Origin of the sequence: Streptomyces xanthii, from assembly GCF_014621695.1 — a bacterium.
Taxonomy (GTDB): Bacteria; Actinomycetota; Actinomycetes; order Streptomycetales; family Streptomycetaceae; genus Streptomyces; species Streptomyces xanthii.
Genome location: NZ_CP061283.1, coordinates 1 through 19,073, shown reverse-complemented (window position 1 = coordinate 19,073; position 19,073 = coordinate 1). Strand labels below are relative to the sequence as shown.

At 73.3% G+C, this 19,073-nt stretch carries 28 protein-coding genes; all 28 read left to right on the top strand.

Going from position 1 to position 19,073, the window contains the following annotated elements:
• Nucleotides 1–281 precede the first annotated feature (281 nt).
• Nucleotides 282–596 (top strand): hypothetical protein, encoded by a 315-nt coding sequence (locus IAG42_RS37295; RefSeq protein ID WP_188342079.1) that lies wholly within the window; start codon nucleotides 282–284, stop codon nucleotides 594–596.
• Nucleotides 593–856, top strand: coding sequence for a hypothetical protein (locus tag IAG42_RS37290; RefSeq protein ID WP_223206512.1), 264 nt, complete (start codon nucleotides 593–595; stop codon nucleotides 854–856). The genes IAG42_RS37295 and IAG42_RS37290 overlap by 4 nt, the downstream gene beginning before the upstream one ends.
• Entirely contained in the window at nucleotides 853–1,029 is a 177-nt protein-coding gene (locus IAG42_RS37285) for a hypothetical protein (RefSeq protein WP_188342077.1), read from the top strand. The genes IAG42_RS37290 and IAG42_RS37285 overlap by 4 nt, the downstream gene beginning before the upstream one ends.
• Nucleotides 1,026–2,627: a DUF2637 domain-containing protein gene (locus tag IAG42_RS37280; RefSeq protein ID WP_188342076.1), complete on the top strand. Its 1,602-nt coding sequence runs from the start codon at nucleotides 1,026–1,028 to the stop codon at nucleotides 2,625–2,627. The genes IAG42_RS37285 and IAG42_RS37280 overlap by 4 nt, the downstream gene beginning before the upstream one ends.
• Entirely contained in the window at nucleotides 2,624–2,890 is a 267-nt protein-coding gene (locus IAG42_RS37275) for a hypothetical protein (RefSeq protein WP_188342075.1), read from the top strand. The genes IAG42_RS37280 and IAG42_RS37275 overlap by 4 nt, the downstream gene beginning before the upstream one ends.
• 82 nt (nucleotides 2,891–2,972) lie before the next feature.
• Nucleotides 2,973–5,243, top strand: coding sequence for a hypothetical protein (locus tag IAG42_RS37270; protein ID WP_188342074.1), 2,271 nt, complete (start codon nucleotides 2,973–2,975; stop codon nucleotides 5,241–5,243).
• Nucleotides 5,244–5,461: 218 nt separating this feature from the next.
• Nucleotides 5,462–5,980, top strand: a complete 519-nt coding sequence (locus IAG42_RS37265; RefSeq protein ID WP_188342073.1) for a hypothetical protein — start codon at nucleotides 5,462–5,464, stop codon at nucleotides 5,978–5,980.
• Between the two features lie 11 nt (nucleotides 5,981–5,991).
• Complete coding sequence (locus IAG42_RS37260) at nucleotides 5,992–6,651, top strand: hypothetical protein (RefSeq protein ID WP_188342072.1); 660 nt, start codon at nucleotides 5,992–5,994, stop codon at nucleotides 6,649–6,651.
• A gap of 83 nt (nucleotides 6,652–6,734) precedes the next feature.
• Nucleotides 6,735–7,397, top strand: coding sequence for a hypothetical protein (locus IAG42_RS37255; protein ID WP_223206511.1), 663 nt, complete (start codon nucleotides 6,735–6,737; stop codon nucleotides 7,395–7,397).
• A 96-nt stretch (nucleotides 7,398–7,493) separates the two neighbouring features.
• A complete protein-coding gene (locus IAG42_RS37250) occupies nucleotides 7,494–7,667 on the top strand; it encodes a hypothetical protein (RefSeq protein WP_188342071.1) in 174 nt (57 codons plus the stop codon).
• A gap of 82 nt (nucleotides 7,668–7,749) precedes the next feature.
• A complete protein-coding gene (locus IAG42_RS37245; RefSeq protein WP_188342070.1) occupies nucleotides 7,750–8,145 on the top strand; it encodes a RapZ C-terminal domain-containing protein in 396 nt (131 codons plus the stop codon).
• A gap of 62 nt (nucleotides 8,146–8,207) precedes the next feature.
• Nucleotides 8,208–8,669 (top strand): hypothetical protein, encoded by a 462-nt coding sequence (locus IAG42_RS37240; RefSeq protein ID WP_188342069.1) that lies wholly within the window; start codon nucleotides 8,208–8,210, stop codon nucleotides 8,667–8,669.
• Between the two features lie 56 nt (nucleotides 8,670–8,725).
• Nucleotides 8,726–9,304, top strand: coding sequence for a DUF6919 domain-containing protein (locus IAG42_RS37235; RefSeq protein WP_188342068.1), 579 nt, complete (start codon nucleotides 8,726–8,728; stop codon nucleotides 9,302–9,304).
• Nucleotides 9,305–9,434: 130 nt separating this feature from the next.
• On the top strand, nucleotides 9,435–9,596 hold the full coding sequence (locus IAG42_RS37230; protein WP_188342067.1) for a hypothetical protein: 162 nt from the start codon (nucleotides 9,435–9,437) through the stop codon (nucleotides 9,594–9,596).
• 80 nt (nucleotides 9,597–9,676) lie between these two features.
• Nucleotides 9,677–10,285 (top strand): hypothetical protein, encoded by a 609-nt coding sequence (locus tag IAG42_RS37225; protein WP_188342066.1) that lies wholly within the window; start codon nucleotides 9,677–9,679, stop codon nucleotides 10,283–10,285.
• Nucleotides 10,282–10,611, top strand: coding sequence for a hypothetical protein (locus IAG42_RS37220; protein ID WP_188342065.1), 330 nt, complete (start codon nucleotides 10,282–10,284; stop codon nucleotides 10,609–10,611). The genes IAG42_RS37225 and IAG42_RS37220 overlap by 4 nt, the downstream gene beginning before the upstream one ends.
• A gap of 91 nt (nucleotides 10,612–10,702) precedes the next feature.
• Complete coding sequence (locus tag IAG42_RS37215; RefSeq protein ID WP_188342064.1) at nucleotides 10,703–11,419, top strand: GGDEF domain-containing protein; 717 nt, start codon at nucleotides 10,703–10,705, stop codon at nucleotides 11,417–11,419.
• Nucleotides 11,419–12,255 (top strand): ATP-binding protein, encoded by an 837-nt coding sequence (locus tag IAG42_RS37210; RefSeq protein ID WP_188342063.1) that lies wholly within the window; start codon nucleotides 11,419–11,421, stop codon nucleotides 12,253–12,255. Before IAG42_RS37215 ends, IAG42_RS37210 begins: the two co-directional genes overlap by 1 nt.
• A 120-nt stretch (nucleotides 12,256–12,375) precedes the next feature.
• Nucleotides 12,376–12,783, top strand: coding sequence for a hypothetical protein (locus IAG42_RS37205; protein ID WP_188342062.1), 408 nt, complete (start codon nucleotides 12,376–12,378; stop codon nucleotides 12,781–12,783).
• A 181-nt stretch (nucleotides 12,784–12,964) separates the two neighbouring features.
• Nucleotides 12,965–13,558: a hypothetical protein gene (locus IAG42_RS37200; RefSeq protein ID WP_188342061.1), complete on the top strand. Its 594-nt coding sequence runs from the start codon at nucleotides 12,965–12,967 to the stop codon at nucleotides 13,556–13,558.
• Nucleotides 13,555–14,277, top strand: a complete 723-nt coding sequence (locus tag IAG42_RS37195) for a hypothetical protein (RefSeq protein WP_188342060.1) — start codon at nucleotides 13,555–13,557, stop codon at nucleotides 14,275–14,277. Before IAG42_RS37200 ends, IAG42_RS37195 begins: the two co-directional genes overlap by 4 nt.
• A 10-nt stretch (nucleotides 14,278–14,287) precedes the next feature.
• The gene (locus tag IAG42_RS37190) at nucleotides 14,288–14,776 is read left to right on the top strand and encodes a hypothetical protein (protein WP_223206510.1); all 489 of its coding nucleotides are present in this window, start codon (nucleotides 14,288–14,290) and stop codon (nucleotides 14,774–14,776) included.
• Complete coding sequence (locus IAG42_RS37185) at nucleotides 14,773–15,435, top strand: hypothetical protein (RefSeq protein WP_188342059.1); 663 nt, start codon at nucleotides 14,773–14,775, stop codon at nucleotides 15,433–15,435. The genes IAG42_RS37190 and IAG42_RS37185 overlap by 4 nt, the downstream gene beginning before the upstream one ends.
• On the top strand, nucleotides 15,432–15,710 hold the full coding sequence (locus tag IAG42_RS37180) for a hypothetical protein (protein WP_188342058.1): 279 nt from the start codon (nucleotides 15,432–15,434) through the stop codon (nucleotides 15,708–15,710). Before IAG42_RS37185 ends, IAG42_RS37180 begins: the two co-directional genes overlap by 4 nt.
• A 285-nt stretch (nucleotides 15,711–15,995) precedes the next feature.
• Entirely contained in the window at nucleotides 15,996–16,382 is a 387-nt protein-coding gene (locus IAG42_RS37175) for a hypothetical protein (protein WP_188342057.1), read from the top strand.
• Between the two features lie 71 nt (nucleotides 16,383–16,453).
• Nucleotides 16,454–16,891 carry a DUF2742 domain-containing protein gene (locus IAG42_RS37170; RefSeq protein ID WP_188342056.1) on the top strand — a complete coding sequence of 146 codons (438 nt, stop codon included), beginning with the start codon at nucleotides 16,454–16,456 and terminating at the stop codon, nucleotides 16,889–16,891.
• Nucleotides 16,892–17,149: 258 nt separating this feature from the next.
• The gene (locus tag IAG42_RS37165; RefSeq protein WP_188342055.1) at nucleotides 17,150–18,037 is read left to right on the top strand and encodes a hypothetical protein; all 888 of its coding nucleotides are present in this window, start codon (nucleotides 17,150–17,152) and stop codon (nucleotides 18,035–18,037) included.
• 131 nt (nucleotides 18,038–18,168) lie between these two features.
• Nucleotides 18,169–18,852, top strand: coding sequence for a hypothetical protein (locus IAG42_RS37160; RefSeq protein WP_188342054.1), 684 nt, complete (start codon nucleotides 18,169–18,171; stop codon nucleotides 18,850–18,852).
• The last annotated feature ends 221 nt before the right edge of the window (nucleotides 18,853–19,073 follow it).

The following is a 19,073-nucleotide window of genomic DNA, read 5'->3' as shown; positions in this document are numbered from 1 at the left end:
TCGCAACTGTTCCCCTCTGGCGAGCCTTTCAGGTGCCATGAGTTCCGGAACTGTTGACATCCGGCGCAATGATCGGCAGGCTATGAGTGCTGGAACTGTTCGAGCCCTGCACGGGTCTCGGGCGGGGGCGGTGGATCGTCGTCCTGGCTCCGCGAACGCGGGCCGGCGCCGGAGATCCCTTGCCGAAACGGTGCAAGACTGGTATTGTTGTTCATGTTGGAAGGGGTTGGCCCCCCGACCGGCATCACCACTCGAAACCCGCAGAGAAAGGCGGCACTGCCGTGTCCGTTTCCGAAATCCCTGCACGCCCCTCGTACGGGGTCGCGCTGCACGCGCTGTCCACGCTGACCGGACAGCCGGAACACTTCTTCCTCGGCCGCCCGGACGGCTCCAGCCGCACCCGCGGCGCGAACCTGGAGTTCGTCGCCATGCTGCTGCTGGACCTGGACGACACCGACGCCCTCACCGCCCGCCGCCGCACCACCCCCCGCCCGCAGCTGCTCGCCGTCGTCGACGAGCTGGAGCACGCCGAGAACGTCACCGCCGGCCCCGGCCTGGCCGACGACGACGAGTTCGCCGGGGGGTGGGCCGCGTGAAGATCGACGCCCGCACCATCGAGGCCGTCAACGCCTTCATCCGCCTGTTCCTCGTCCGCGTCGACGAGCTGCACCCCGGCCTGTTCGTCCTGGTCGTCCCGCTGTTCGTGATCGTCGTCGGCGCGGCCGCGGCCGCCGTCATCGTCGTCGCGGCCGCCATCACCCTGGTCGCCGGAGCGATCGGCGTGATCCTCCTGGCCCGCCGCGGGATCGCCGCCGCCCACGCCTACAGCACCACCCCCAGGCCAGTGACGCCGTGAGGGCCAGCTGCACGCTCCCGCTGACCCGTGCCGCGCTGGACGCCCATCACCTGGCCGACCGCGACCAGGCCCACGAGCTGGGCAAGTGCACGCAGGTCCTGGCCTCCCAGAAGCCGAGAAGAACCCCCGTACGAGCCGACGCCCCCCGCGCTCAGGAGATCGCCACCCGATGAGCATCACCGCACCACGCACCCAGACCGACCCCGAGACCGACGAGACCCCGCTGATGTCCCGCACCGAGCGGCGGCAGGTCGGCCGCGCGACCGCCCGGAAGGCCGGAGCCGAGGCCAGGGTCTCCGAGGTCGAGGCCGACAAGGCCGAACAGCTCGCCAGCCTCGACGTCGAGGAGCGCAGCCTCACCGTCGAGCAGAAGCGCGACAAGCTCAAGCAGCAGCGCCGCCAGGCGGAGCGTGCCGAGAAGGCGCGCATCCGCAAGGAAGCGGTGCAGAAGTGGAAGGGCCGCGGCCGGGCCGTCGTTCAGGCCCTGCCCGTGGTCGTGGCCGTCGCCGCGGTCGCCGCGCTGATCGTGGCGTCCGTCTGGATCGCGTGGCCGGCCCAGGCCGAGGCCATGCGTGAGGACCTGGGAGAGCGGTCCTGGATCGTCCCGGGCGTGGTCGAGGGCCTGACGTGGACCTTCGCGGCCCTGACCATCCTGGCCGTCCGGCGCGGGGCCCCCGCAGGCCGGTACCGGGCAGGCACGGCCGTGTCCGCCCTGATCGCGGCCAGCCTCAACCTGTTCCACTCGCCCAGCGAGAGCGCGGGGCAGGTCAACGCCCTGGCATCGCTCGCCGGTGTGATCGCCTTCGAGGCCGTGGTCTCCCTGCTCCAGCACACCCAGAGCGGGCGTACCGCCGCCGAGGTGCGCGAGCAGCTCGCCCGGTGGATCGCCCACCCGCTGGTGTCGCTGACCGCCTGGCGCATCCGGGCGCCGTACCGCAAGAAGATCACGGTGCAGGCGGCATGGGATCAGGCGTGGGAGTCGCACCACGGCGGAACGCCGGGGACCACGGCCGCGCGGGTACGCCGGCAGCGCCGGGCCGAGTTCCGCATGGAGCGGGCCCGGACCACGGCCAGCCGCCGCCGGGTGCGTGAGCTGAAGCGTTCCGCGCAGGCCATCGCCGTCGAGGCGGAGGCCGCCGAGCGTTCCGCCGAGCTCGCCCAGGCCCGCGCCGACGAGGCCCGCGCCCTGGCCGAGGAGTTCCGTAGCCGGGCCGTCAAGGAGGAGGAGAAGGCCGCCGCCCGGCTCAGTTCCCAGAAGTACCGCAGCCTGCCGTTCATCGGTGGCGAGTGGGTTCCCGTGACCGTTCCGGCCACCGGTTCCGACGAGGCCGCGAAGCGTTCCGAAGGCCCGAAAATTCAGTTCCCGAAAGGGGAGTCGGCCCCTTCGGCCCCGGCCGGGAACGGCTCGGAACGGGGTGAGCGGAACGCCTCCGCGTCGTCCGGGAACGCGGCCAAGACGGCCGGCGGGAACGGATCGGCGGCCGGGTCGGAACGCGACCTGAGCGAACACGTGAAGGACGCGTTCCCGATCGCGCGGGAACTGGCGTACGTCGCCGCGAAGGACAAGCGCAAGCGGACCGGGAACGGCTTCTTCTCCCCGTATGTGCTCGCGGAACGCGTCGGCATCCGGCGCAAGGACGGCCCCGGACTGGTGGCCCTCCTGGAGGCCGAGCCCGGGTTCGCCGAGGCGATGGCCGAGGAGATCGAGAAGGCCCAGCGCGAGAACGCCCAGGACAACCAGAGCGACAAGACCGAGGAGATCAGCGCATGAGCGGAACGCCCCAGAAGTCCGGCAGCCTGCCGCCCCTGCTGATCCTGGCGGCCCCCGCCGGGATCACCACCCTGTGGGTCATGCCCGTGCACTACGGGTGGGACGGCCGGGACACGGCCATCGCCGCGGCGGTCGTCTTCCTCGCGGTCCTGGCCCTGCCCCGGGTGCCGGGGGTCCTGGCCGGCGCGGCGAAGGGAGTGGTCAAGGCCACGAAGCGCAAGGCCAAGAAGAAGGACGGCAAGGACGACAGCAAGAAGAAGTAACCCGACCCCCAGCCGGGGCGGCGGATGGCACCGCCGCCCCGGCACCCCTCGAAACCCCCGCACCACGCAAGGAGTACGCACCATGAGCCAGCCCACCGACACCTCCGCCACCACCGGCGGCCAGGTCATCGACCTGATGGACCGGATGCCGCCCCAGCGGCGCGAGGCCCTGGAGAAGGCGGCCCGCACCGAGGTCCAGAGCACCGCCTCCGGCATCGCCGACGCCAGCACCGGCACCGTCCAGCTCTCGGACGAGGTCGACGGCCAGGACCTGCCCGTGATCGAGCAGGTCGACGACGTCGCCCGCCGCCGCCTGCGCCTCCACCTGCCCGCCGCGCTGGTCAGCCGCGAGGTCTGGCAGCACCGCCGCGCCGTCCTGACGCACGCCGCCGGCTACCACGCCTCCCGCAGCCACCTCTACCTCGGCCGCCTGGTCAAGCTGTCGTCCATCGGCGTGTGGAGCGAGCTGGGCAGCGCGTGGAGCTACCTGTTCGTCACCGAGTACGGCGAGATGATCGCCGAGGCCCGCGCGCAGGCCAAGGCGAAGGGGTACGCCGACCACAGCGACGTCGCCCAGCTGCGGGCCGAGCGCCGCGCCATCGGCCAGGCCCGCCGCCGGGAGAACCTCACCGTCCTGTCCGCCACCGGCGTCACCTCCTACATCGCCGTCGTCGTCGCCGTCGCCGAGGTCTGGGGCATGGCCATGGCCGCCCCGGCCCTGCTGCCGGTGGTCGGCGTGATGTACGCGTGCGGGCTGCGTGAGGTGCGGCGCCGGGCCGAGCCGTTCGCCATCTTCGAGCAGGCCGCCGCCGACGAGGACGCCCCGGTGTCGGACTCCACCATCAACGCCGCGCTGCGCAAGGTGAAGGTCCTCGGCGAGGACGAGGTGGCCGAACTGGTCGGCCCGATCCGGGCCGTGACCATCAACGCGTGCGAGGCCACGCTCAAGCTGCCGTCCGGTGTCACCGCGCCGCGCGTGATCGCCGCCCGGGACGCCCTCGCGGAGGCCCTCAACGTCGAGGCGTCGTGGCTGGACGTGCGGCAGGCCGGGCACCCCAACCGGATCACCCTGTGGATCGCCACCTCCGACCCGTTCGCCGAGGCCCGCGTCTCCCCGCTGGTGGAGGCACCGGAGCGTCAGGACGTGTGGAACCGGGGCATCCCGATCGGCTTCAACCGGCGCGGCGAGGTCGTCTACCTCAAGCTCAAGCACGTCATGGCCCTGCTGGGCGGCATGTCCCGCACGGGCAAGGGCATGTTGCTGCGGTCGATCATCTGCGGTCTCGGCCTGGACCCGCGGGTGAACATCCGCCTCGCGGCCGGGGCCAAGCCCGGTGAGCACATCGGCTACGCACCCGTGTGCGCCAGCTTCTTCGGCCGCCGGCCTGGACGCCTGGACCTGCTGCTGGACGCGCTGCTGGTCGAGGCGTACCGCCGGGAGGAGTTCCTGGAGGACGAGGGCCGGGCCAAGCTCAGCGAGAAGGACCTGGACCAGTTCCCGCTGGAGCTCCTCATCATCGACGAGGGCCAGGAGTACACCCAGAACGCGGGTGCGCTCTCGCCCGAGATCGTGGCGAAGATCGAGCGTCTGGCCGGGTTCGCCGCCGCGCTGAACATCGTGGTGGTACTGGTCACCCAGGACCCCGACAAGAACACCGTCCCGCGCAAGTTCAAGTCCAACTCCGCGGTGCGGATCGCGACCAAGACTGGGTCCCCGACCCAGACGAACGCGATCCTCAAGGAGGGCGCGACCGGCAACGGCCTGCGGGCGCACGAGATCCCGTTCGAGCGCAAGGGCCTGACCATCGTCGACATCGACGGGGCTCCGGGTGAGCTGATCCGCTCGTACTTCATCGAGGACGAGGAGTACGACGGGGCCGCGCCGGTCATCGCCGCGGGCCGGGCGCTGCGGGAGAGCTGCGGCCGGGCCCCGGGGCAGTTCGAGGACCCGATCGAGGACTTCCTCCTGGAGGCCACCGGCCTGTCCTCCTCCGGGGGCGGCCCCGGCGGCCGGGGCAAGCCGGGACCGCCAGAGGTCTCCGCGGCCGAGGTGACCGTGCTCGATGTGCTGCTGGGCGCCTTCCCGCCGGGAGTCGACCGGGTGCCGCTGGACGACGTGCGGACCGCTCTCGGCGACTGGGATCAGCAGTGGGCCCCGCGGCCCGAGGAGGAGGCCGCCGCCTACAACGGGCGGATCGGCAAGGCCCTGGGCGACGCGCTCGCCGAGGAGCTGGACGGCACCGACGTGACGCTGGAGCCCGCCCGGTGGCGCGACGGCGGAAACCGGGTCCGCGGCTACCTCAAGGCGGACGTCGAAGCGGCCTACGAGGCCGCCCGGAAGATCCGCAAATGACCCCTAGGCCGGGTCCTGGCCCAGCGGGCATCACCGCAGGTCAGAGCCTGGCCCGACCGTAGGACACCCGTCGGCGGCCCTGGGACGTGTCCCGGGGCCGCCGGGCCCCGGGACAGGGGTGTCCACCCCTCTCACCTGCGGTTATGTGCCCTGTCCCAGGCCGTGACCATGCCTCAAACCCCCCTAAAACGATCTTCCCCCGAGGAGTCCCCCCGATCATGAACCGGCCCGCCCGCGCCGACGCCCAGCCCGTCTACACCATCACCCAGCACCGCCCGGCCGACGTGATCGCCGTTTCCCACGGAGCGGCTCCCGTCGCACCGCCCGCGCCGCCCACGGTGGGCGTCGAGCTCGTCACCCTGCCCGGCGGTGAACAGCGCTGGGCCTACGTCCAGCACGGCCCCCTCCCGGTGCCCGCCGGCCCCGCCCGCCAGCCGGTCCCGGCCTGGGCGAAGACCGCCGCCCTGCTGATGTGGTCGGCCGCCGGAAGCGCCGCCCTCGCCGGGTGGGGCCTCTCGCTGGCCGGTCCCTGGCTGGAGGCCCTGGCCTGGGCCCTGGTGGCGTTCGCCGCCGCCGTGACCGTCGTCGCCTTCGTGGTGCGCGGCCTGTTCTCCGGCCTCCGCCGCCGCGGGGGAGGCGGAGGCAACCGGGCCGAGGCCACCGCCACCGCGACCGGCCGGACCGTCCTCGGCGGCAAGGTCACCGCCACCGCAACCGCCATCGCCCGCAGCGAGTAAGGAGAGCACCCTTGACTGCCACCCTCACGGTCGCCATCCGCGGCCCGCTCAACATCGACGGCACCGCCCTGCGGTGCCCCGGCCGGGACCGTGCTCCGGCCCCCTTCCGGCTGAGCCTCATGGTGTCCGGCAGTGACGTCATGGCCTCCTGCGGCCAGAAGCACCGGGGCGCGGACGGAGGGCGCAAGGCCAGCTGCTTCTTCGCCGTCGAGCAGCTCACCCCCGCCATGGTCCGGCTCATCGCCGACAAGGCCCAGCCCAACCGGTCCTTCCGCGTCACCCTGCCCGGCGGCAAGGTCATCGAGGGCAAGCGCGGCCCGGCCGCCCAGCCCGCCCCGGCGGGCAAGGGCGGGACCGCCGCCGGGGCCTTCGCCGCGAAGAAGGCGGCCGCCCGCGGCGGCAAGGCGGCACCGGCCCGCCGGAGCGGCGGCGGGACGCTGGCGGCCGCATTCAACGCCGTCACGGCCGTGGCCGGCACCGCGACCGCAGCCGCCAACGCGGTCGGCGCCGGGGCTAACGCGGTCGGCAAGGGGTTCGACATGGGGCGCGAAGGGTTCCGCACCGGACAGGCCGCCATCAAGGCCGTCGACAGCGCAGGCGCCCGCCGCTTCGCCCGGGACAACGCCAGCTCCGGCGGAGACGACGGAGACGGCCAGGCCGACGGCGAGTGACGGGCGTCGCCCCCGGGGGCCCGACCGGGGCGCCCCGGGGCCCACCCTCTTGCATAGTCGGTTCAAAGCTAGTATTGTTCTTTGTGTTGGAAGGGGGTGGCACCCCGACCGACACCACCACTCGAAACCCGACCCCGGAGGCATCCGTGCGCCGCTTCTCCAAGACCCGCCGCTGCACGCACTGCGACACCTACAACAACGCACTCCGCCTGACCTGCATGGTCTGCCAGCTGCCGATGCCCGGCGTCACCCGCCTCCAGGCCCGCGCCGCCGGGATCGTGCGACGGGCCGCCGGCCTGGCCGACACGATCGGCCGCGCGGCGTTCATCGGCCTCGCCGCCGTCGCCCTCGTCCGGCGCGGCGGCGAGGCCGGGCTGGCCGACCTGCTCCCGGCCCTGGCCGCCTTCGGTCTCGCCCAGATCACCGTGCACCTCCTGGACGACGCGGCCGAATGGATCGCGCCCGGCCCGACCTGGCAGGAGGCGGCCCAGGCCCTGTACGAGACCGAGAAGAAGCTGGCCACGAGCGAGGACCGGGCCGCCGCCGTCGACGAGCTCAACCGGTACGGCGGGGTGTTCCCGGTCATCGGCATCCTGCGCGCGCTCGCGCTGCGCAGCCGGGCCGAGAAGGGAGCGGCCGAGGCCGCCGGTGATACCCAGGAAGCCCTCGCCCAGGAGCGGATGGCGGAGGCCCTGACGGCCGCCGCCCGCGAGATGGACGCCGACGTGGAACGCGCCTGGTCCTGACGGCTGCCCGCGGTCCCGGCGCCCGCCGCCGGGGCCAAGGGGAGCCGGACAGGCCCGTCCGGTTCCGCATCCAGCGATCCGAGGAGACACCGCCCCATGGCGAAGTACGTCGTCACCGCCACCTCCCGCACCGGCCAGAAGGTCAACGCCGTCACCGGCGGCCCGAGCGACCAGAAGGCGATCTACAGCGATCAGGAGCTGCGCGAGTTCAAGGCGGCCGCCGCCGCCGACCCGCGCGACCTGGAGGTCACGGTCCGCTCCCTGGACTGACCGCGCCCGGCCCCGCCGGGGCGGCGGATGGCGCCGCCGCCCCGGCCCTCTCGAAACCCGACACGAAGAAGGGCATCACCCCGTGATCCGCATCGTCTCCTTCGGCTACGGCCACGGCGAGCCCCCGGCCGCCGAAGCCACCTACGACCTGCGCGACCTGCTGCGCAACCCCTTCCACGACCCCCAGCTGAAGCACCTCACCGGCCTGGACCCGGCCGTGTACGAGCACGTCATGGACACCCCGGGCGCCGAGCCCCTCGCCCAGGCCGCCGCCTACCTCGCGGTCGGGCTCAACGAGACCACCGGCGCCAACATCACCGTCGCCTTCGGATGCGTCGGCGGCCGGCACCGCTCGGTCGGCCTGGCCCGCCGCGTCGGGGAGATCACCCAGCTCACCAATCGGCCGGTCACCGTCGAGCACCGCGACGTCGACAAGCCCCTGCTGCCGCCCGGCGCCCACCGCGCACGGAACGCCTGACCACCCCCACCGCAGCCAGATACGGAGAGAGAACCGTGTTCTTCCGCAGGAACAAGCCCCCCGTGACCCAGACCCCGCACGGCACCGTCTACGGCACGCTCCCGCCGCGCCCCGAGCGCCCGCGCGTGGAGTACGTCGGCCTCACCCTCGCCGAGATGGAAGCGCTGGAGCGCATCCTGCTGCACGCCGACGAGTGCGTCCGCCGGGCCCGCCCGGACCTCGGTCACCGCAGCCACACCACCGACCTGATCGGCCGCCTCTACCAGAGCGCCGGCGCCGCCTCCGTCACCCAGCCCGACCCCGACCTGGTCCGCATCCCGGTCCAGAAGGGTGACTTCATGTGGCTGGAGTTCGCGATCCGCGACATCGAGACGTACCAGGGCGACCGCCAGACGGGCCGCGACGCCCGCCAGCTCCTCAACCGCTGCAACGCCCTCCTCGGCCAGGCCCGCGCCGTGATCCACATGGGCGGCACCCCCGTCTTCGACCCCGACGCCCCGGCCCCCGAGCTGCCCGCCCGCTGACCGGTCCCACCGGGGCGGCCGCAGCCGCGGCCGCCCCCTTCCGAGAGGACGCCGACGTGCCCCGCTCGACCGCGCGGACCTGGTCCGCCGCTCGGACCCTGTCCGACCTCGGCGAGCTCACCGCCCAGTGGCTGGAGGGTTCCCTGGCGACGCTGCCCGGCGGCGCCTACCGCGGAGGCCCCGACGAGGAGACCGGCCCCCTGGTGCCCGTGCTCGCCGCCCTGAACCGGTCCGGCTTCGTCACCCTCCAGTCCCAGCCCGGATACGACGGGCCCGCCTTCGACGGCCGCCGCTGGCGGCAGCGCGCCGCCGTCATGTGCCTGACCGGCGCCGCCGGCCTCCAGCAGCTCACCCGCACCGCCGAGAGCGCGGGCCTGCTGCTGGCCGCCCACCGAGCCGACCGCCCCGGACCGGTGCGCGACATCCTCGTCACCACCTGGGGCGGGAACGGGCACACCGGCTTCGGCGGCCGCCTGCGCAAGTCGCCCATCCGGCGCGAGTACGCCGGATGCCACCGCGACGCCGTACGAGCAGCCCAGGACGCCCACCAGGTCACCGTCGTCGATCCCTGCTGGGGGCGCGACACCCTGCTGTGGCCCGAGTTGGTCAGGCTGCTCGCCGCCGTGCCGAACTGACCTGCCCGGCCCCGGATTCGCACCCGACCCGTTGCGGATCAGCTCCAAAGCTGGTATTGTTCTTTGTGTTGGAAGGGGGTGGCACCCCGCCCGGCACCACCACTCGAAACCCGACCCACCGGAGGCATTCGTGCCCACGTCCGAGACCGTCAAGAAGCTCCAGGCCGAGGCCCGCGCGGCCTACGAGAAGCACAACACGCCGGAGAGGGCGGCCGCCTTCCGCCTCCAGCGCGGCCAGGCGCAGACCAACGGCAACGCCGCGGCCGGTGCGCCGCGCGGCCCGCGCACCTGACCCGCACCCGGCCACTTCCCGGGGCGGCGGCCGCTCAGCCGACCGCCGCCCCGGCCTTCCTCGCACGGAGCTTGCTGAAGATGACGATCTGTCCGACCCACCAGACCGCCGCCCCGCCGACGCCCGACATGCCCCACCGCCCCCAGCGCACGAGGCTGGTGTGCAAGGGCTGCGGCGCCGCCGCGGGCAGCCCGGAGGAACGCCGGGCCCACCACTGCCCGTGCTGCGGCGAGCAGTTCGCGGACGGCTGCACCGGCACGCCGCGCCGCCGCACCTGCCCGCACTGCGGCACCCTCGACACCCACACCGGCCAGTGGCTCCCGCCCACCGACCCCATGGCGGACTTCCTCGCGAAGCGCTACACCCGAACCCCGTGGTTCCGGGCCTGGGAAGAGGCGTCGATCCGCTTCGGGCACGACCTCGCCCACCACCTGGTCCAGGTGACCACCGAGATCGACCAGACGCACATGTACGGCGAGATCGTCTTTGGCCGGCACGCGCTCGGCGTCCGGTACGGCACGCGGTTCGAGGCCGCGAGCCCCTGCCCGCGCCGCGACGAGTGCCGCCGGGGCCGGGTGTGGACGCCCGTGTGGACCCGCGAGGACCTGCTCAACGTGCACCTGCACGGTGCGGGCCCCGGGGCCTCCGGATGCGACCGCGCCCGGATGCACTCCGAGGGGGCGGGATGAGCCTCTACACCCTCCGGCGCCGCGACCACGTACCCCCCAACACCCGGGTCATCGTCGGCTGGGACGCCCAGCTCGCCACGTTCTACACCCAGATCTGGCAGGTGCCCCGCCGCGACGGCGCCCTGATCCGCAACCTCGTCGCCGCGGGCATCCACCCGTACGAGATCGACGACCCCGCCACCGTCGTGGACCTGGCCCGGCCCTACGTGCACATCCCCGAGGACCTGCACGAGCGGCTCACCGCTGACCGCCTCACCGAGGACGACCCGACCGAGGGCCGCCTGCGGGACGCCCTGGTCAAGCGGCGGGCGGCCGCCGTCCGCTGAACTGCCCCGGGGCGGCCGTCACGGCCGTCACCCCGTCCGCCGCCCCGGGCCCTCCCCTTTGATGCGAACACCGAAAGGAAGCCACCCCATCATGCCGTCCGCGATAGAGACCGGCGCCCTGCTCGACCGTGCCCGCACCGACCTCGCCCGGCCCGACGCCAGCCCCCACGAGCTGCGCAGCGCCCTCGCCCAGGTCGTGCCCGCCGTCGAGATGCTGCTGGCCGAGGTCTCCACGCTCAGCGGTCAGCTCGCCCAGGCCCGCACCTGCCCGGTCACCGGACTGCCCACCCGAGCGGCATGGACCGCACGGGCCCGCGAAATCGTCGCAGCCGGCCCGGCCGCGGCCCTCCTTTTCGACCTCGACGGGTTCAAGCCGGTCAACGACCGGTTCGGACACGACGTAGGGGACGCAGTCCTCGCGGCCGTCGGCTCACGCCTGGCCGAGTGGGCCGCCGCCGAGGGCGCCGAGGCCGGGCGCCTGGGCGGCGACGAGTTCGCCGTCATCCTCCCGGACACCCCCGACCTGCCCGCACGCGTGACCCGCCTGCACGCCGCGCTGACCCGGCCCGTCCGGCACGAGGGCCTGCGCCTGGAGGTCGGGGCCTCGATCGGCACCGCCCGTACGGTCGACACCGGCCCCGGGCCCGCCGGCACCCACAGCACCCTGCTGTCCGCGCTGCTGAAGAACGCCGACACCGCGATGTACCGCGCCAAGGGGCGCGGCCGCCGAGGCCGCCGCCTGGCCCGGCTTCTCCCCCTGCCCACCCGTCGCCTCGCCGACGTCCTCACCTTCCGAAAGGCCGCCTGATGCCCACCGCTTCGATCACCCTGCCGTTCGAGACGCCCGCGCTGATCCTCCTGGTCGGCGCGAGCGGCACCGGCAAGACCCGCGTATCGCGGATGTTCCAGCCCAGCCAGGTCCTGCGGGCCGACGACTTCCGCCGGATGTGCGCCGACGACCCCGGGAACCAGTCGGTCAGCGGGGCCGCCTGGCAGGCCCTGGAGACCGTGCTCCGCGCACGGCTCAACCTGGGATTGACCACGGTCGTGGATGCGACCTTCGCCGAGGAGGGGCTGCGCCGCCGCTTCGCCGAAATCGCCGACGAGCACGGGGTCCTCTCCTACGCCCTGGCGATGAGCACGCCGCCGGACCTCGCCCACACCCGCAACGCCGCCCGCACCGGCACCATCCGCGTCCCGGCCCATGTCGTGGACGACCAGTTCGCCCAGCTCCGTGAGGCGTCCCCCAAGGCCGAGGGCATCGACCGGACCGTCCTGGCCGAGACCCTCCCCGTGCTGGGCGCCGCGCTGGAGCGGCTGGCCGCCGAGGAGGACCGGACCGCCGACCTGGCCGACGTCCGCCGCGTCTTCGGCGAAGCCGCGACCGAGCTGTTCGCCTGGGACGCCGCCAGCTCCGACCCGCAGTTCCGCACCGGCACCTTCGCCGCCGGGAACGAGTCCCTGTGCGTGCGGTGGGTGGACGACCGCGACCCCTTCGACTGGCGGTTCGAGGCCCGTGTTCCCTGCCGGACCACCGGATGCCCCGGGCCGGCCTGGACCCCGGTGCGCTCCGTGGCCGAGCTCGCCGACGCCTACCGCGACGCCCCGGCCGACGAGGCGGAGTGCATCCGCTGCGACTGCTGATCCCTCAGCAGCACACCCCCTTGCAAGGGAGGTGTAAAGCTAGTATTGTTCTCAATGTTGGAAGGGGGTGGCACCCCGACCGACACCACCACTCGAAACCCGAACCTGCGAAAGGCACCGATGAACACCACCCGCGCCGTCACCCTCGCGGTGGCCGCCCTGACCGCGGCACTCACGCTCTCCGGATGCGGCCAGCTCCAGGACCCCGCGAGCCCGCCGCCGCCGTGCCCGAAGCCCGTCCACGTGGCAGGCGGCGACCTGGTCCCGGACGGGGCCCGGCCGTGCCTCCTGTCCACCTCGCGCCCGAAGACCGGCAGCACGCGCACCCCGTCTGCGGACCCCAACCACCGCCCGCAGACGGACAGCCCGAAGACGCCCGGCCCGGCGCGGAAGACGCCGACCGCTCCGAAGGTCCCGGCCGCTCCGAAGTCCCCGAGCGCACCGAAGCCCCCGGCCAAGGCGCCGGAGAAGGTGAAGGTCCCGGACATCAAGGCCCCTGCCGCGGCTCCGCCGCGGTCCCGGCCCTGATCCGTTGACCCAGCAGTACGGCCGCCGCGCGAGGAGAATGACGGTTACACCGTGCCTCGTGCAGCGGGCCGTCATCGAATGAACCCGCCCGGAATGTCCGAGCGGCGCGACAGAGTGGGGTCCGGGGCCGCGGATATCGGCCCCGGACCCCACTCGTCCAACCTAGGAGACGCAACCGCCCATGAGCGACACCTCCGCTCTCGATGCCGCGAAGATCGGCATCCGCATGGCCACCCGGAACCCGGGGGCCCACGTACAGGAGGGGGCGCCCGTCCTGTACGTCCCCAGCGTCCTGGCCGAGGCCGCCGACCTGCTCGCCAAGATGTACGAGGCGGGCCAGAACCACGGCATCGCCCCCGAGGACTGGGCCACTGTCACCAGCCTGCCCACGGGCGTGGTGGACGCCCTGGCCGCCCGCTACTGCTCCCGCACCGAGCTCACCAGCGTCGAGCTGCACGCCGCCCGCGACGCCCTGATTGAGGAACTGGGCGCCAAGGGCATCACCGTCAGGCCCGGCCTGCGTATCGCCGTCGACCCTCCGGCCGGCGGGCCGTCCTTCGGCTACCAGGGCCGGGAAGCCCCCCTCTCCCTCGCGCTCACCAGGGAGGGGTGGGACATCCGCGTCGATGAGCCGGCCAGCGGCCGCCCCCGTCGGATCGCAGCCCCCGCCACCGAGGAGGGCGCCCGCGAGGTCGCCGAACTCGTCCGCAAGATCCTTAGCGGCGAGGCCCCCAACCCGTTCGCCCGCCCGGCCGTGAAGGAGCCCAGCGCATGACCGAGACCCCGGCCCGGCGCCGTGTCCTGCTCCCCGATGACGAGGACTGGCTGGCCCTGTTCATGAACATGGAGGAGCCCCTCCTCCAGCAGCTGGCCCTGAACACCCGCGCGGTCCGCGACGGGGAAGAGGACGTGTGGCAGCTGCCCGCGGACCTGGACGGCACCGCTGCCCACGACGCGTGGGGACGCCTCTTCCAGGCCCTGCCCGCGCCGCTGCGGCACACTGCCACGAACACCAACCGCTCTGTCCCGAACGACGCCCGGCCCCCCGGGCAGTACACCCTGTACGCCCCCGACGGACGTTGGGAGCACACCCCGCTGTACCCCGCCGACATCGACCCGCGCGACGTCGACACCGTGGCCGCCGTCCTGGCGCACTTCCGCCGGGCCGTCGAGGGCCATGACGACACCCAGCTCGCCGACTTCCTGGAGCAGCTGGCTGACGACTGGGCCGAGCCCGGCCGCGACGGCGATCCCGAGAAGCTCGTCAACGACTTCGCCCGCGGCCTGGCCGTGCTGCATCTGGACCGCCAGCCCGACACCAAGGTGCTGCTCGCCGCCGTCGCCGCAGCCGGCCCCGGTCAGGAGCCGCCCGAGCGGATCGTGCTCACCCAGGCCCAGGAAGACGCCTACCAGCGCTTCGCCACCCGGCTCTCCTCCGCGGTCGCCGGGACCAGCGCGCACGACTACGCCCTGCACCGCTTCGCCAACGACTGAGAAGGTCCTCATGCGACACGACGTCACCCCGAGCCCGGCATCCCTCTCCGCAGAGGAGATGTGCGCGGCGCTCACCGCGGCCGCCACGCTCAGCGGCAGCGAGCTGAAGCGCGCCGCGACCCACCTGGTCACCTCGTCCGGTCTGCCCGGCCGGGCCGACTTCGCCCGCCACATCACCCTCACGTGGGCGGAGGTCCCGGACACCGGCCGCGCCCTGACCGCAGAGCTCGACCTCACCGCCCTGCACGCCGACGAGGGGGTCTACCTCACCGGCACCGACGAGAAGCTGCTGACCCTTGCCCTCAGCTACGCCAAGGGCCGCCCCGTCCCCCTCGACGCCTATCTCAACGGCTTCGGCCACCAGACCGCCCTGAGCGTCCTGGAGGCCCACATCATCGGCATGGGCATGGAGGGGTTCCTCTCCGCGGCCGCCGGCGGCCCCCGGCTCGACGAACTCAACGCTCTGCACGCCGAACTCGGCATCGGGGGCGAGCGGTGACCGGCCTGGACGCACTCGCCGCGCACCTGGACTACACGACCCCCGAACACCGTGAGGGCTGCACCGCCAAGGGCTGGGAGGTCGACTACCGGATTCACCACACCGTCCGCGAGAGCAGCTACAGCGGCCACTCCTGCCCGCTCGACGCCGAGGACAACCTGTGCGGTCACGGCGACGCCTACCGGGCCCTCACCGTACGGATCTACTGCCCGAAGTGCGGCGCGGCGACCAAGCTGGACGCCGAACTCCCAGGGACGCCGCAGGTGTTCGACACCGGCCGACTCGGCATGGGCACCAAGCCCCGGCGCTGCGGGCAGGTATGGATCTACCAGGGGCCGCCGCCCCGGCTCGGCATCATGCTCGACCCGCCCGGCGATCCCCGGTGGTACCTCGTCGCACGCCGCAACGCGCTGCGGCTCGCCGCCGAGGACATCGTCGGCGCCATCGAACCCGGCTTCGGTCCCCGGGGCGGACCGGGCTACACGGTCAGCTACGGCCTCACCGAGCTGTCCGCGCCGGAGCCGGGGGAGCGGCCGACCCCGGTATTCCGCCACCACCCCCGGGCCGATGACCGCTTCTTCACCACCGTGACGGCGGCCGCGCGGTGGCTCGACGAACACGCCGCGACCGAACCGGCCATGGCCGGGAGAACAGCGTGAGCGCCGCGGTTCCGGTGCCCGCGCCGCTCTACGCCGCGTTGGAGATGTGCCACCCCGAAAGCCTGCCCGGCTGGCTGAGTGACGCCATCCCGCGGTGTGCCACCGCGGCCGCGCCGCTCCAGCTCGACGAGCGCCAGGTCGAGGAGCTCGCCGACCTCACGGCCAGCACGTGGTGGGAGTGCCAGCAGGCCGCTGCCGACGACGCTCCGCTCGCCGAGAGCTTCGCCAGGGCCTGCGAGGAGACCCTGACCCTGTTGGGACGCGCCAGCAACTGACCACCGAACGGACCGACGGCCCGCGCCCTCCCCCGTGGAGGCGCGGGCCGTCTGCGTACTCGTCCCTCCTTCTGCGGCGGGAGGCCGGCGCCACGAATCCGAACGCTGCCGGCCCGAGAAATCCCCTGGTCAAAGGCCGTTTCCACCCTTCCGAATCAGGTCTAGAGCTGGTATTGTTCTTCGTGTTGGAAGGGGGTGGCACCCCGACCGACACCACCACTCGAAACCCGACCACCGGAGGACCCTTTGACCCCTGCCTGCCGTGCCCGAACGGCCATCGCCGCGATGCTCGCCCACCCCCAGGCGACCCGGCGCCCCGCTCCGTCCGTGAAGGCCGCCCGCGCGGCCCTTCGCCCCCTGGGCGCCCTGTCCCGCGAAGCCCGACGCCGCGAAGGCGCCGCCACCGCGCAGCAGCTGGTGGCCATCGCCGTCGGCGACGCGCTCACCGACGCCTTCCACCTCGCCCGCACCTACGCCCTCAGCCCGCAGGACCTGGAGCAGCTCCACCTCGTCCGCCTCTCCGGACGGCCCTTCCCTGAGCGGATCGACGACCGCGCCGCGGCCCTTGTCTGCTACGTCGGCAACCTTCTGCGCCTCGCGGACGCGTACGGACTGAGTGAGGACGCCCTGCTGTACCACGCCGAGGAGAACTACAAGGACGAGATCGCGTGACCCCTGCCGGGGGCGGCGGATGGCACCGCCGCCCCCGGACCCCTCGAAACCCGACCCCGGAGGAGAACCCCGTGAACACCGCCGATGCTGCCCAAGCGTGGGCCGTGCACCAGGTCACCACGCTTGCTGACGGAGCCCGGGACTGGAACGTCCCGCCGTATGGATCGCTGGCCTGGAGCCAGCTCCCGCCCAATGACCCCCGCCGGTTCGCCGCCGTCGTCGAGGCCGCCGAACGGTGGCGCCGTCAGGAGGCCGAGGAGGAGCGCCTGGAGCGGCTGGCCGACGAGGACCCCGCCGCCTGGTACGCCGAGGTGACCGCCGGAGCGAACGAGGAAGCCCGACGTCTGGCCGGCCGACTCGCACGGATGCGCACCCAGGCCGAGCGGGACGCCGCGCACGCCCGCCGGCCGCCCCACCGGCTCCGCGCCACCCCCGGCTGGCCCCCCGTCGCCATCCCCGGCCAGCCCGGCCGCTACCTCCGCCCCGCTATGCACCTGGCCGCAGCCTGAGCCGGACGCCCTTCTGTCGAGTGCGAGCCGTCTGCCGTCTGCGGGTCCGCCGTGGTGCCGAAAAGGCGGCTGGCAAGGAGGGGGGTGGCCCGGCCCGGAGGGTGCGCGCGGCACCGCGAGAAATCCGAGAAAAACCCTGGTCAGGCCCACTTTCCCGCTTCCCTTTCCGGCTCAAGGCTGGTAATGTTGTCCTTGTTGGAAGGGGGTGGCACTCCGACCGACACCACCACTCGAAACCCGACCTCGGAGGGCACAGCCGTGACCGACATCAAGACCCGCTACCGCTACGGAACGCCGGACGCCAACGGGCGGACCCCCGTGTTCGTGGACGACGCAGCCGACCCGTCGGGGCACGTATGGCGTACGGCGCGCGGCTCCTCGCCCTGGAAGGCGCTGGCCACCGGAGATGAGCGCCAGTACGCGACCGATCACACCCGCAAGTACCTCGCCGCGGAACGACTGGTGACCATGGTCGACGCCCGAACCTCGGCCGCCACCGAGACCGAGCGCCGTCGCGCGAGGCGCACGCAGGCCCCCGCCGGATGGCGCTTCGCTACCTGGGACGAGATCGAGCGCGAGGGGTACCGGCAGGTCCGCCCCGTCCACCGCGCCCCCTACATCAGCGGCAACGAGGGCGAGCGCTACCCCGACACCTTCGCCGCCCAGCCGGTCACGCTCCGCCAGGTCACCCGCCTACACAACGGCTACGTCGTTCTGTCCGGCGCCGAACGAGGCGAGCACTCCCCGTACGTGCTCCTCATGGACCCCGCGCACGCCGACCTCGGAGCCCTGATCCCGGAGCGGTCCGCGCGGTACACCGCCCCCGGCGACTGCCCGGAGTGCGAGCAGGCCGCCCCGCTGTACCAGGTCGGCACACGGCTCGGGTGCGCCAGCTGCACCGCCGCCGACCTCGGCGTCCCCGCCGATCACCTGCCCGCACCCACCGAGGACGACGGCGCGGTCTGGTGGCGGGTCGGCGACACCGCCCGCCGGACGTTCGCGCTCCCGGAGCAGGACGGACACGCCGAGACCGGCCGCGTCATCGAGACCGCGACCCACATCACCGACCGGACACGCCGCGTGCACGTCGACTACGCCGGCCGCTGGCCGATCTCGTCCGCCGCCGCCGAACTCGCCCCCGCGTAACACCCTCCCCGGCTGGGCGGCGGACACCGCCGCCCAGCCCCGTGCCCGCCGCTGCCGGGCGCGCGCCGCAGCGCCGAGGACCGCGCCGGCCGCGTCCGCGCCGCACCCGAACACCGTTGAGGACTTCCGCCGTGCAGAACCCCCCGGCCTACACCGCCAAGATCACCGACTACGACCGCAGCGTCTCCACCCGCACATACAGCGCCGTCGAGGCCGACGCCCTGATTGCCGCCGCCCTCTGCGACGACGACCAGGTCAGCCCCGACGCCGACCGCTCCGGCCGCATCACCATCACCCGTGTGATCACCGGACACCGCAGCGCCCTGGACACCTGGCCGGTCACGCTACGGCGCACCATCCGACTGGAACCGGTGTACGCGCCGCGCCGACTGACGGCCCGCCAGTACGAGGACCTACAGCTGATCCGGGAACGCGAAGCGACCCCTGGCGCCGCCCTCACGAACGGATGCGTCCGGGCCGGGATCGTGTCCATCCCGGCGACCGCCACCAGGCGCCTCCTGGAGCGCGGTTGGCTCACGGTCGAGCCGGACGGCGCCGCGTCCGTCTCCTACGCGGGCCGGGTGGCGATGACACTGCACGAGCACCGAGCGGAGACCGGCTACATGGGCACGGACAAGTGGGTCGTCGACGCGTTCGGCGTCGGCGAATGGCAGATCGGAGAGCCCCTGTATCTGTCCCGCTGCTCCTGCGGATACCGCGCCGAGGGCCGCTTTGAAGTCCGGGCGATGGCACAGCAGGCGTCCCGCGCGCACCGCCGTGAGCACCTGCGAGCCGTGTTCGACCTGGCCACCTGACCCACCGCGCGCCCGCCGCCCGGCGGGGGCGGCGGGCGCGCGGTGGTGCAGCCGTAGCGGCATCCAGGGGCGGAAAACCCTGGTCAGGCCCACTTTCCCACTTCCGTTTCCGGCCTAATGCTGGTAATGTTGTACTTGTTGGAAGGGGGTGGCACCCCGACCGGCACCACCACTCGAAACCCGAACGCTGGAGGCCCTGATGTCCCTCACTGACCACCCCC

What these genes read in the sequence shown, in the direction of transcription:
- IAG42_RS37280 (WP_188342076.1), top strand. Translation starts at nt 1,026, where the DNA reads ATGAGCATCACCGCACCACGCACCCAGACCGACCCCGAGACCGACGAG.
- IAG42_RS37275 (WP_188342075.1), top strand. Translation starts at nt 2,624, where the DNA reads ATGAGCGGAACGCCCCAGAAGTCCGGCAGCCTGCCGCCCCTGCTGATC.
- IAG42_RS37270 (WP_188342074.1), top strand. Translation starts at nt 2,973, where the DNA reads ATGAGCCAGCCCACCGACACCTCCGCCACCACCGGCGGCCAGGTCATC.
- IAG42_RS37265 (WP_188342073.1), top strand. Translation starts at nt 5,462, where the DNA reads ATGAACCGGCCCGCCCGCGCCGACGCCCAGCCCGTCTACACCATCACC.
- IAG42_RS37250 (WP_188342071.1), top strand. Translation starts at nt 7,494, where the DNA reads ATGGCGAAGTACGTCGTCACCGCCACCTCCCGCACCGGCCAGAAGGTC.
- IAG42_RS37225 (WP_188342066.1), top strand. Translation starts at nt 9,677, where the DNA reads ATGACGATCTGTCCGACCCACCAGACCGCCGCCCCGCCGACGCCCGAC.
- IAG42_RS37220 (WP_188342065.1), top strand. Translation starts at nt 10,282, where the DNA reads ATGAGCCTCTACACCCTCCGGCGCCGCGACCACGTACCCCCCAACACC.
- IAG42_RS37215 (WP_188342064.1), top strand. Translation starts at nt 10,703, where the DNA reads ATGCCGTCCGCGATAGAGACCGGCGCCCTGCTCGACCGTGCCCGCACC.
- IAG42_RS37210 (WP_188342063.1), top strand. Translation starts at nt 11,419, where the DNA reads ATGCCCACCGCTTCGATCACCCTGCCGTTCGAGACGCCCGCGCTGATC.
- IAG42_RS37205 (WP_188342062.1), top strand. Translation starts at nt 12,376, where the DNA reads ATGAACACCACCCGCGCCGTCACCCTCGCGGTGGCCGCCCTGACCGCG.
- IAG42_RS37200 (WP_188342061.1), top strand. Translation starts at nt 12,965, where the DNA reads ATGAGCGACACCTCCGCTCTCGATGCCGCGAAGATCGGCATCCGCATG.
- IAG42_RS37195 (WP_188342060.1), top strand. Translation starts at nt 13,555, where the DNA reads ATGACCGAGACCCCGGCCCGGCGCCGTGTCCTGCTCCCCGATGACGAG.
- IAG42_RS37190 (WP_223206510.1), top strand. Translation starts at nt 14,288, where the DNA reads ATGCGACACGACGTCACCCCGAGCCCGGCATCCCTCTCCGCAGAGGAG.
- IAG42_RS37175 (WP_188342057.1), top strand. Translation starts at nt 15,996, where the DNA reads ATGCTCGCCCACCCCCAGGCGACCCGGCGCCCCGCTCCGTCCGTGAAG.